We start from the raw sequence: 13,671 nt of genomic DNA, 5'->3' as shown, positions 1-13,671 counted from the left end.
CAGGTAATTTCCAATAACCAATCATATTTGCAGGAGATTTGATACAAACTTCACCCACTTGAGAGCAAGATACCTCTTTACCCTCACGGTCTAAGATGGCTACCGATACACCGGGAAAGGGTTTACCCGCAGCTTTGAGTCTATCTTTATTTGTAGATGTATGGGCTTGAGCAGGTAAACAGACAGCACAATTTCCTGTTTCCGTCATCCCATATATTTGTGCAAAGTTACAGCCAAATGTGGCGATCGCTTTTTTGAGTGGTGCTTCAGCTATAGGAGAACCCCCATAAACAATGTATTCCAGTGATGAAAAATCTGTTTGCTGGCATAATGGTTCGTTCAACAGAACTTGAATCATCGCTGGAACCATAAATGTTTTGGTGATGCGGTACTTTTCAATCGCTTCGAGAACCTCAACGTCTACAAAAGTTTCTAATACAATATTTTCGGCTCCTGATGCCAAACCACGGATAGCCCACCACAGACTTCCGATATGGAATAAAGGTAAGGTAATCAAACTTTTGTCATTTTCGTTCCAACCTATCCAGCTTTTGCCTCGTTGAGCAAATTCTTTGGCGATCGCAAAAAAACTGTAATGTCCTAGTTGAACACCTTTAGGTCGTCCTGTAGTGCCGCTAGTATACATTTGTACGACTACATCATTGGGTTCAACAGCAACATTCGGTGGATCGTCACTCTGTTCCTGACACCATAGATCGTAAGTTAGGAAATTGTCGTCAATTTTTTCTAAGGCAATAATGGTTTTAACACCATCAATCTCTTTTCTAATCGATTCTACTAACTGATAAAATTCAGCCCCAATAAAAAGAATTTCAACATTAGCATCCCTGAGAATATAGCTCACTTCAGCAGCAGCTAAACGCCAATTAATCGGTACGAAAACAGCATTTATTTTGCTACAAGCAAATAAAATTTTATAACTCTTGAGTGAATCTTTAGCTAAAAGTGCCACTCGCGAACCTGGTTGAACTCCTTGGGCTAAAAGTGAATTTGCGACCTGATTACTTCGCCGATCTAATTGTAAATAAGTCAGTCCCTTATCCTTACATATCAATGCCCTAGTATCTGGAAATTGACGGGCTTGTACCTGTGATAAATCTGCTAATGTGAGAATTTTATTGTTATACAACATAGGTTAACACCTGCTTAAAATAATTTACTTTATGTTGCTCAAACATCAAGATATTTCTGTAATTGTTGAGCTAGAGTTCGGACATGAGGTTGTTGAAGCATGTTGTAATGATTACCAGGAACCAAATGCATTTCTACGTGTGGAGCTAGTTCATTCCAAGCTGCTTCAAGGTCAGCATCAGTTTCACTAGCTTTGAATAGAATGATTTTTCCTGAGTAAGACTGAGGTTGATAATTTTGTTCTGCTTGGTAGTTGAGCTTGCTAATCTGAAGCAAATGGCGAACTTGCTCTAAATCAAAGTCAGATGGAACTCGATTGTTCTTCTTAGCCTGCTCTATAACATATATGAGTCGCTCATCTGGTTTAAGTTGGCTTAGGTATTCTAAATTGAAATTGAGATCTCCTAATAATCCCAGTGCTAACAAAGCAAGATCCTCTTCAGGTATGGAAGGACTCATCATAGAAGGAGTAAAAGGATCTAGCAGAGCTAAGAGGGCTATTTGTTCGCCTTGGGAAGAAAGTTGTTGGGCTATTTCAAAAGCTATTAAGCTACCCATAGACCAGCCACAGAGGAAGTAAGGACTTCTGGGTTGAACAGTTTGTAACTCTTGAATGTAGTGAGTCGCCATCTGTTCAATTTGAGTATGAGCTTCGTACTCGGGATTAAGTCCAACTGCTTGTAGTCCATATATGGGTCTTTTTAAACCCAAATAACGGGCTAAATCCTGATAGCAAAGGACATTTCCACCAAAAGGATGTATACAAAACAGGGGAAGTCGATCGCCACTTAGTTGAATAGGAACTAAAGCAGACCAGGGGATAGAATCTGTTGAAGAACGGAGAAGATGTGCTAGTTCAGATATGGTTGAGTTTTGGAAAAGCGTGACTGGGGGGAGATTCTTCTGGAATTGTTTTTGAATCTGGATCGTTAGACGAATGGCTAGAATAGAATTACCACCAAGGTCGAAAAAGTTGTCTGTTACTCCTACTGGCGTGACATTGAGAAGATCTGACCAGATTTGAGCAAGTTGAAGTTCTATGGTGTCTCTGGAAAATATGAATTGTCTCTGGGTTAGATCTAAATCTGGTACTTTTAAGGCTTGACGGTCTACCTTGCCATTAGAAGTCAGTGGTAAAACCTTCAATTGCACAAAGGTATCAGGTATCATGTACTTAGGCAATTTTTGTTGCAGATAGAGTTTGAATTCAGTACTACTTAATGACGGATCTTTACCAACAATATAAGCAACAAGCTGCTGTTGACTTCGTTCTTCGCCCACCGCAGTAACCACAGCTTGCTGAATCGCGGGATGTTGCTTTAAAGTCGCCTCAATTTCCCCCAATTCAATACGATAGCCATTGATTTTCACCTGATAATCAGAGCGTCCCAAAAACTCAATATCCCCTGAAGGTAAATATCTCCCCAAATCTCCGGTTTTGTACAATCTTTCCCCTGTCACCGGATGAGTGATAAAGCAAGCTTTAGTCTTTTCATCATCTCCCCAATAACCACTCGCGAGTCCGATCCCCCCAATATAAAGCTGTCCTGTCACCCAGACCGGAGTTGGTTCCATTAATTCATTCAACACATAAAACTGTTGATTCGTCAGAGGTTTACCATAGGGAATACTCTTCCAATTGGGGTCAACTGCGGGGATGGGATAGTAAATCGACCAAATAGAAGCTTCGGTTGCTCCCCCCAAACTGACTATTTGAATATCCTCACACTTTGCTTGAATTTGCGCTGGTAAACTTAAAGGCAGCCAATCTCCACTGAGCAAAGCCAAACGTAATGGTAATGCTGTTGTTTGTGGCTGTAAGGATAAGTATTCTACCAACATTTGCATCAGCGCCGGAACTGAGTTCCAGAGCGTCACTCCATGTTGAACGATTAACTCATACCAGCAAGCAGGGTCTTTAACTGCTTGTGGCGGTGGAATGACTATGGTTCCCCCAGCTGCAAGAATCCCAAAGAGATCGTACACTGATAGGTCAAAATTTAATGCCGAAACAGCCAAGAGGCGATCGCGATTTCCCACACCAAAGCGCTGGTTAATATCAACAATTGTATTAACTGCACCCCGATGGTCGATAGCGACTCCTTTAGGTAATCCTGTAGAGCCTGATGTATAAATTACGTAGGCAAGATTCGAGTTATTTTCATGGTGTAGGATTGGTGTCGTATTTAACGTCTCGATATCGCCATCGTCAATATACAAACTCTGCACCTCTGGAGGTAAAGAAAGATTGCTTTCTAGATCGGGTTGGATGACAACTAATTTAACTTGCCCTTGTGCGAGTAAATACCACTGTCGCTGTTGGGGTAAACTGGGGTCAATCGGGACATATGCCGCTCCAGACATTAAAATTCCCAGTACAGCTACAACTTGTTCCCAACCTTTGTCCATCACGACAGCGACTAAAGTGTTGGGGGTTGCTCCCAACTGTTGTAACCTCACTGCTAATCCAGATGCTTGTTGGTATAATTCTTCATAGGTTAAATTGCCCTCAGGAGCAATGACTGCTACTTGTTGGGGTTGGGAATTGACCTGTAGGGTAAACAAACCGTGCAAAGTTTGCTGGCAAATTGGAGCGTTAGTATTATTGACCTCATGACGTTGAGAGAGTTGAGTTGGAGGTAACAACTGTTGCTGCGCTTCCACCCAAGCTGATTCGGAAGTCGCTAGTCGTTGGAGTAGATCGCAGTAAGCCCCAAACATATCATCCACAGCACCTTTAGGGAACAGTTCTTCCACCACATCCCAATTGAATATTAATGCCCCTTTTTGTTCGGTAACTTGATGGTCGAGCCAGACTTGGGGGGTTTGACTAATGCTATAAACTTCTTCTCCTAAAAAACTGAGTTCTAAATCTCTTTTATTTACAGAATTTAAACCTAAAAGACTGGTAAAAACTATTGGCATCACTGCGGTTAATCCAGTTTTTCTACGACGAACTAATTCCCGCAGTACCTCCACTCCACTGATATGAATATGGTCTAAGTCTTGTAATAATTGCTGCTGTATTTTCCGAGCGCGGATAGTAAATGTAGCTAGGGTTGAATTGTCTACTGCCAATAAATTTATATTAGTAAAATCGCCAATTATGCGATCGATGTCAGGATGGAGGGGAAGACGTTCAAACACGGTGAGATTGATAGTAAAGCGAGGATTCTTGCTCCACGCTGTTAAAATTGCCGCAAAAGCAGCCAGCAAAATTACAGAAGGAGTCAAACCAGCATTTTTCCCTCGCTGTTTTAATTGCTCCCAAATATTGTGTTCGAGTCGAGCGCGGTAACGTTTAAATCTATAATCTTTTAATTCGCTAGGAAAACAAACTAGAGGTAATTCTGGTGCTGGGGGTAAAGTATCTAAACGACTGAACCAGTAATTGCGCGATCGCTTTATCAATTCTGGCTCTTGTCGTATTTGCTTATTAATTACATAATCTCGGAATGATAACTCCAATGGTTTAAAGGAAAATTCAGGATTTTGGTAAAGTTGATTCCACTCTTGGAACAAAATTTGAATGCTAGCAGCATCCATCATCAATAAATCTATTTTGATATGAAGCCGCATCCGATTGTCGTCCAAATAAGTGGCTTGAATATCAAACAAAGGCCATCGATCGCAAGGTAACATATGATGTGATAATTTTTCTCGCATGGCGGCGAGTACCCGTTCTGCTTCAAGATTTTCTATTTTTCGCAGATCCAAGGTAGAAATTTCATAGTCTGGAACTTCCTCTAAAATCTGTTGCTCTCCTGTAGGTAAGACAACAGCTCGCAGCATATCATGACGATAAATTAATTTCCGCCAAGCTACTGAAAGTCGTGACAAGTCTAAATTTTCAGTTTCAAACTCGATATAACCACTAATAGCTACATCCCCTAACTCAAATATACCACTGCGTCCGATCCAATATGCTTGCTGAATATCTGTAAGGGGAAAAGGTTCATATCGCCTGGTAGGATCTGGTTCAATGACTGGTAGAGAAGTCGTATTTATCTCGGTTTGACCGAGCAAACGCATAATATCTAGCTTATGCTCTGCTAGGGAATTTCTTAACTCTAGGGTCAATACTCCTTTCGGAGCTTCAATAATTAATCGTTCGTTTTTAACTGATAATTTTATCCCCTGTCGGTCAAGTTCTTTCAAAAGTTCATTTCTTTTCATAATTCGATGACTTCTTTATTATCGTCAGATTCAATAGATAAGGTCGATGACTTAATTTTTACTAAGGTTAATTGCTCTTCTACAGCTACAGCTAATTCTGTAATGTTGGTAGCTTCTACTAACAATTGTTTCATTGATACATTGACTCCAAGTTGAGTTTGTAACTTATTTTTGAACTGTACTAATTTCAATGAATCCATACCTAACTGAAAGAAATTATTATCAATATCCACAGCATCTATCTGAAGAATTTCTTGCAAAATTTCGGCTAAAGTTCGCTCTATTTCAGTTTTTGGAGTTGTGAAAACTGCTTCAGATTTAGACCTGACAATATCGGGAGTAGGTAACATCTTGCGATCTACTTTCCCATTCGCAGTTAGAGGCAAAGTATCTAATAAAATATACTCAGAAGGTACCATATATCTCGGTAGCTTCTGTTGTAAATACTCCCGTAACTGTACAGAAATTGATTGGGAACTCTTATTAGTTTTAGAGGAGAACCACTGTTTAGTTTGAGCTAAATTGATTTTACCACCCACAAAGCTATAAAGTAAAATCTGACTAGATTCGAGCTTAAATAAATCTTGTATTTCGCTCAATTCTAGATAGCCAATAGGACATAATCCAATTTCCTGTTCTGGCGCGGATTTCATTAACAATTGACCGATATGACCCGCTTCTAAAAGACAAAATTCTTTTGCTAGTTCTCCATACATTGGGGCGATCGCACTTAGTTCCCCAATCAAAAATAGCGAAAAAGCACCGTTCTCAAAAATTGGTTGATTGCCACGATAAATACTGTCATCAATTTCACTGTTAGCACTAACTAATATCAAACGATGGTCAGCAGGATAATAGTAGTATATTCCTGCTTCCAAACCTTCTACTCGATTAGGTTTAATTAACAAGTAAGTCTGTACGGGATAGAGACTACCAGCAGAAGGATAAAGATATTTTGGTAGAGGATAATCCTCTAGTTTCATCTGCTGCAAGCAACTTAAAAACTGGCTAAATTGTGCTAAAGGAATAGGTTGAGGCAGAAATTGCCGATAACTTTGACGTTCCAGGTAAGCTTGGGTGAGGCTTTCATCAAACTCAGGTTGGGGTAATTGTATGCTCTGTTGAGAGGGTTCTAACTGTCGCAATCCTGGTTGCTTGAGCTTAAATTCAATGCGTTCCACAGGAGCTTGCAAGACTCCTTGAAGTTGAGCAGGTTGGTAAGCTTCTGCGAGATTTTGAGTTGATGTAAACTGGCGATCGCCAACAATATAAGCGACAAGCTGCTGTTTATTTTGTTTTTCGCCTACTGTAGTAACCACAGCTTGCTGAATCGCGGGATGTTGCGTTAATGTCGCCTCAATTTCCCCCAATTCAATACGATAGCCATTGATTTTCACCTGATAATCAGAGCGTCCCAAAAACTCAATATCCCCTGAAGGTAAATATCTTCCCAAATCTCCGGTTTTGTACAATCTTTCCCCTGTCACCGGATGAGTGATAAAGCAAGCTTTAGTCTTTTCATCATCTCCCCAATAACCACTCGCGAGTCCGATCCCGCCAATATAAAGCTGTCCTGTCACCCATACCGGAGTTGGTTGCATTAATTCATTCAACACATAAAACTGTTGATTCGTCAGAGGTTTACCATAAGGAATACTCTTCCAATTAGGGTCAACTGCGGTGATAGGATAGCAAATCGACCAAATGGAAGCTTCGGTTGCTCCTCCTAAACTGACTATTTGAATATCGTCACACTTTGCTTGAATTTGCGCTGGTAAACTTAAAGGCAGCCAATCTCCACTGAGCAAAGCCAAACGTAATGATAACGGTATGGTATTTGGCTGTACTGACAGATATTCCGTTAACATTTGCATCAGCGCCGGAACTGAGTTCCAGATCGTCACCCCATGTTTAACGATTAACTCATACCAGCAAGCGGGGTCTTTGACTGCTTGTGGCGGTGGAATGACGATACTGCCCCCGACTACCAGAATCCCAAAGAGATCGTACACTGATAGGTCAAAATTTAATGCCGAAATCGCCAAGAGGCGATCGCGATTTCCCACACCAAAGCGCTGGTTAATATCAACAATTGTATTAACTGCACCCCGATGGTTGATGGCGACTCCCTTAGGTAATCCTGTAGAACCTGATGTATAAATTACGTAGGCTAGATTCGAGTTATTTTCATTATCTAGAGACTCAAAATGGAATGTCTCGACATGGGAGCGATCGTGAATGCATACCCTCTGCACCCCTGAAGGCAAACTCAGATCGTTTTCTAGATCGGGTTGGGTGACAACTAATTTAACTTGCCCTTGTGCGAGTAAATACCACTGCCGCTGTTGGGGTAAACTGGGGTCAATCGGCAGATATGCCGCTCCAGACATTAAAATTCCCAGTACGGCGACAACTTGTTCCCAACCTTTGTTCATCACTACAGCGACTAAAGTGTTGGGGGTTGCTCCCAACTGTTGTAACCGAACTGCTAATCCAGATGCTTGTTGGTATAATTCCTTATAGGTTAAATTGCCTTCAGTAGTAATGACTGCTAGAGATTGGGGTTGTGCTTTCACTTGTAGGGTAAACAAACCGTGCAAAGTTTGTTGACAAACTGGAGCGCTAGTATTATTCACCTCATGACGTTGAGATAGTTGAGCTGGAGGTAATAATTGTTGTTGTGCTTCGCTCCAAGCGGATTGGGAAGTCGCTAACCGTTGGAGTAAATCGCAGTAAGCCCCAAACATATCATCGAGCAAACCTTCAGGGAAGAGTTCTTCCACCCCATCCCAGTTGAATATTAATGCCCCATTTTTCTCTCTGACTTGATTATCTAGCCAAACTTGAGGGGTTTGACTGATGCTGTAAACTTCTTCTCCCAAGCGATCTAACATTCCTATTTCGTCACCAAGCGAGTCCAAACCTAGAGTGCTGGTAAAAACTACTGGTACAATCTGATAGCTTTCTCGCCGACGATTTAATTCTCGTTGAACCCTTATGGCACTCACAGAACCGCGATCTAAATCTTGCCACAGTTGCTGCTGTAATTGTTGAGCGCGGTTGGCAAATGTATTGGGGATTGAGTTATCTACTTCCAGAAGTGTTAGAGAGGTGAAGTCCCCAACTAGATCGTTGACTTGGGGGTGCAGGGACAAACGATTAAATAGAGTCAGATTAATGGTAAATTTCTGACTTTTGCTCCAGTAGCTAAGGATTTGGGCAAAAGCAGCCAGCAAAACTCCAGAGGGAGTCAGATTAAATTGATTTCCCCGATTTTTCAATTGTTCCCACTGGGTAGGGGATAATTTGGCGCTGCGACGTTTGAATTCAGGTTTGGTTATCGAACCTGGGTTTTTTGCTAAGGGTAATTCTGCTCCGGGGGGTAAAGTTTCTAAGCGGTTAAACCAATACTCCTGAGAACGCCGATATTGTGGTGTATCTGATAAAGTTGACTCCGCCAGAACGTAATCCCGAAATGAAATTTCTAGTGAGGGTAATACAACTTCAGGATTTTCGTAAAGCTTAGCCCACTCTCGCCCCAGCACAAATATACTCCAGGCATCAGCTATGAGAGCATCGAAGCTGAGATGAAGTCGGATACGCACTTCATCTAAGCGAGTCGCTCGGATCTCAAACAAAGGGAAGCGATCGGCTCTTAAGACCTCATGGGACATACGATCGCGAATAGACTCTAGCTTTGCGTTAACTGCTTCGGGTGCTTGTCCGCACAAGTCTAAAAGCTCAATCTCATAGGAAGGAACTTCTTCTTGAACTTGCTGCTGACCATCTGGTAATATGACAACCCTTAACATATCATGGCGATCGATTAATTTCTGCCATGCCCGGTTTAACCTTTGCAGATTTAAGTTTTTAGTTTCTAGCTCTATGTAACCGTGAGCGGCAATATTACCGAGTTCAAAGGCTTCATTACGACCCAGCCAGTAAGCTTGTTGAATATCGGTGAGGGGAAAGGGCTGATAGCGTTGCTCTGGATCTGGAACAATTGTGGGCAAAGGAACCAACTCTTCGGACGCAGAGCGATCGCATTGGCGGTACTGTGAGAGGTTTTGGTTAAGTCCGGCTACTGTAGGAGACTCCAACAAAGAGCGTAGGGGAAACTCAACATGAAAAGCTTGCTGTAATCGAGAAACGACTTGAGTGGCGAGAAGTGAATGTCCTCCCAGTTCAAAAAAGTTATCGTGAATCCCCACTCGTTTGAGTTTCAGTACCGAGGCAAAAATATTGGCGATCGCTTCTTCTTTTGACGTGCGGGGTGCAACAAATTCTACTTGTCGATTTTGCTCTACGTCTGGTACAGGTAAGGCGCGACGGTCTATCTTACCGTTGGGAGTTAAAGGTAAAGCCTCTAAGATTACAAAAGCAGATGGCACCATATAATCGGGCAATTTCTGCTTGAGGAAATTACGCACTTCCTTGGTATTTAAATCTTGATGGGGAACAATATAAGCAACTAAATACTTATTATCTACTTGTTCTTCTCGAACAATGACCACCACTTCTTGTACTTTAGGATGGGTAATAAGAACCGCTTCAATTTCCCCTAACTCGATGCGGAAGCCACGAATTTTCACTTGGTTGTCAATTCGACCGAGAAACTCAATGTTTCCATCAGGTAAATACCGAGCTAAATCCCCAGTTTTATAGAGCCGTTCTTCTTTTACCCCCCTCCTGTTTGCAAAAGGGTTAGGGATGAATTTCTGCTCGGTCAAATCTGGACGATTGAGATACCCCCGAGCCAAACTAACACTACCAACGTGCAGTTCCCCTGGAACCCTAATAGGGACTAGTTGGAGATGACTGTCTAGTATATAAATTTGTGTATTGCTAAACGGACGTCCGATAGGGACTAACCCATCAACAGCCAAGTTAACATTCGTACTTTCAAAATACGTGCTGTCAATGGTGGCTTCACTGACCCCATAGGAATTAATCAAGCGAGTATTGGCATGGCAAAAACGCTTCCATTCTTGATATTCTTTTACATATAAAATATCCGAACCTACTACCAACAAACGCATAAAGTGAAGATTCTGGTTGGTTCTTTCCAGATATTGCACCAAATTCCTCAAAACAGGTGGAACAAACTCTGCGCTATCAATCTTCTCTTCACGCATCAAGTTATACAGCTTCTGGGGTTCCAAAAGCCACTCGCGGGGACATAAAACTAATTTAGCCCCAGAACAAAGAGCGCGAATTAGATCCCCAGAAAACACATCAAAAGAGAAACTAGCCATCTGTAGATGACTGGTGAGGGAGTGAAGCTGATATGCACTCTCCCAAGCCCAATATGCATTGATCGGACTGCGATGGGCGATCGCAACTCCTTTTGATATACCTGTAGAGCCTGATGTATACACCACGTAGGCTAAGTTTTCTGATGTCGCACTGTTAACTAAATTTGTTTCACTCTCCTGACTAATTACTTTTCTATCCGTGTCCAAACAAACCACAGGTGCATCCAGCTGGGGAAAAATTTTTACTAGTTTTTGCTGAGTCAACAGTACCGTTACTTGTGAATCACTGAGCATGAAATTCAAGCGCTCTTGGGGTAATCGCGGATCTAACGGTAAATAAGCTCCACCGGCTTTGAGAATTCCCAGTAATCCTACAACCATCTCTAGGGAACGCTCGACACAAATTCCCACTAGCACTTCTGGTTTTACTCCCAAAGATCGCAAGTAGCGTGCGAGTTGATTAGCACGTTCGTTTAACTCTTGGTAGGTCAGTTGCTGCTCTTTAAACGATACTGCTACTGCATTTGGTGTTTTGTTCGCAAAGCTCTCAAACAACTGATGAATGCACCGCTCCTGGGGATAGTCTACTCGATTGTTATTCCACTCCCCAAGCAAACGATGTTGTTCGACTTCACTTAGCAAAGGTAATGAAGCAATCTCCTGCTCTGGGTTGGTGACAATTCCCTCAAGCAAAGTCTGGAAATTGCCCGCCATTCGAGCGATCGTTGTTCGATCGAATAAGTCTGTGCTGTATCTGAATATACCAATTAGGGATTCTGTGGTCTCGACAACATCAAAAACTAAATCGTTTTGTCCTTCCTGCTGTGGTATTACAAAAGGTTCTAATGTCAAACCTCCCCAATCTTCTCTAGCTGTTGTTTGAGTAGACATAGATAATTCATATTCCGGTGCCATTTCTTGGAATTGCAACAGATTAAACGAAGCACGGAAAAGCCCTAGAAGACTGGGATCGCGGTTCAACTGCAATCGCTCGATTAATAAAGGAGAAGGATAATCTTGATGCGTGAGCGCTGCTAATACCGTTTGACGCACTCGAGACAGAAGCAAAAGAAAGGTAGGATTGCCAGCAAGATTTACTCGCAGGGCAAGCATATTTACAAAAAAGCCTACAGTATTGGCAAATTCAGCCTTACTTCTCCCCTCCGTAGGAGAGCCAACAACAATATCTTCCTGACCCGTATAACGATGAAGCAGCACTTGAAAAGCTGCAAGTAGGGTCATGTAAAGAGTTGCTCCTTCAGCTTTTCCCAGTTTTCTGAGCTCCTGAGCTAATTGTTTAGTTACTTCAAAACTATAACTAGCTCCTTGATAATTCTGGATTGGCGGTCGGGGGCGATCCGTTGGCATATTTAGCACTGGTAACTCCCCAGCAAACTGTTTCTGCCAATATACCCACAAATTATCTCCCACAGGACTTTTGAGCATTTTCTGTTGCCATTGCACAAAGTCTTTATACTTCCACTCCACAGGTGCTAGAGATACTGCTCTACCTGTATTTTCCGCCTCGTAGAGCAAACGCAACTCATCTAAAATAATCCCAAATGAAAAACCATCCACAGCAATGTGATGTATTGTCAGTAACAACACATAGTCTTGTGAAGAGCGAGTCAATAGATTTACCCGCATTACACCTCGTTCCAAATTGAAGGGACGCTTATATGCAGCGATCGCTCCCTTTGTCAATTCATCTTCATCCCAAGTTGAAGCGTCAATCGTTTCAATGTAGACTTCCCGATCTTCATGAACTTCTTGAAAAGGTTCAGCATCTCGTTGACCAAATGTAGTACGTAGTGTGGGATGACGAGCTATCAATGTCTGTAAAGCCCGTTGCAAAGCCGAAATATTTAAATGCGTTCGGATGCGAGCTGTAAAAGCAATATTGTAAGCTGCGCTATGGGGTGCAAGTTTATAAAGAAACCATAGACCTTGCTGACCGTAGCTAAGGGGATAGGATTTAGAACTATAAAAATCCTTACGCAGTAAACAGATGATTTCTGTTTTATGCTGCTTAATTTGATTTAACAGAGTGGAAGTTAATGTTTCTTTGGGAGCACGATAACGTAGTTTATCATCCTCAACCCACAATTCCACATTCTGTTGTGAGAGGTTTTGGAGAAATTCTACTAAATTCATAACTCACCTTCTAACCAATCATCATCATTTATTGTTCTGAGGTTGAGATTTTCTCTATCTTGCTCATAAGCATTTTCTATCTGTTGCTCTACTAGCATTACCAAATCAGCAACAATAAAGTCGTCTAGGAATTTCACCGCAGCTACGTCCACTGACAAATCGGTTCTCAACTGATTCCTCAGCTTCACAGCAATTAGAGAATCAATTCCTAAATACTTGAGAGACTGCTGCATATCTAATTCAGATGGGCTTATCCCTATAGCTTCAGCAATCTGCTTTTGTATATAGGCTCCTAAGATTTCTTGACGTTCGCTTGTCGTAACTTTTGCCCACCTTTCTAGGATCTCGTGGCGTTTTGTTACAGTCGTCTCTACTTCTTTTGAGGGATCGGTTTCACTAATTAATTTGGAATGCATGGGAAAATTATAGTTTTAAAATAAGCACTAAAGTTTAAGTAAATACAGATTTCTTGTCCAAATTTCCCAGCTATGAAGAGCTAATAAAAGTTTGATGCTCCCACAAAACATATATTTAAAACCCTGATGTTGAATATTTCCATTTGAAACTATAACCCTAAATCTGTTCATAATAATCAGTAGGAAATACTACCTATAAGTTTTTACTATTAGGAAAGATTTTTATTAAAATAAATTAAAAGTAATTAATAATACTTTTATTTAAGTATTATTATTGATTTACTCCCTTCCAGTCAAGATGACCTATGAGCGTAGGGTGGGCATTGCCCACTAACATTCAATAGTGGTGGGTAATGGCCACCCTATATGCAGGAGTGAAATTTTAGAGCAGAAAGGGAGTCAATGCTGTGATAGATATAAACATGATAAAAGTGTATCAAAAATTACTTAAATTTAAAGATATTTATTGGTAATTAATTTTCTGTATTATTATTTGAGTCAGTAGAATAATTCTGATG

4 protein-coding genes are annotated in these 13,671 nt (G+C 41.4%); all 4 read right to left on the bottom strand.

The genetic code is table 11. The features are described 5' to 3' along the window. Nucleotides 1-1,153: AMP-binding protein (locus ACKTT2_RS06525; protein ID WP_407885149.1), on the bottom strand; the 1,153-nt coding region annotated here is incomplete at its 3' end. Between the two features lie 38 nt (nt 1,154-1,191). Beyond that, on the bottom strand, nt 1,192-5,328 hold the full coding sequence (locus tag ACKTT2_RS06520) for a non-ribosomal peptide synthetase (RefSeq protein WP_407885148.1): 4,137 nt from the start codon (nt 5,326-5,328) through the stop codon (nt 1,192-1,194). Beyond that, nucleotides 5,325-12,737, bottom strand: coding sequence for a non-ribosomal peptide synthetase (locus tag ACKTT2_RS06515; RefSeq protein ID WP_407885147.1), 7,413 nt, complete (start codon nt 12,735-12,737; stop codon nt 5,325-5,327). The genes ACKTT2_RS06520 and ACKTT2_RS06515 overlap by 4 nt, the downstream gene beginning before the upstream one ends. After that, nucleotides 12,734-13,153: an acyl carrier protein gene (locus ACKTT2_RS06510; protein WP_407885146.1), complete on the bottom strand. Its 420-nt coding sequence runs from the start codon at nt 13,151-13,153 to the stop codon at nt 12,734-12,736. Before ACKTT2_RS06510 ends, ACKTT2_RS06515 begins: the two co-directional genes overlap by 4 nt. Nucleotides 13,154-13,671 lie beyond the last annotated feature (518 nt).

Origin of the sequence: Scytonema hankhaensis NUACC26 (assembly GCF_045865695.1) — a bacterium.
In the GTDB taxonomy this organism is placed as follows: Bacteria; Cyanobacteriota; Cyanobacteriia; order Cyanobacteriales; family Nostocaceae; genus Scytonema.
The sequence above is the reverse complement of the archived record's forward strand: the minus strand, read 5'-3'. Positions and strand labels throughout refer to the sequence as shown.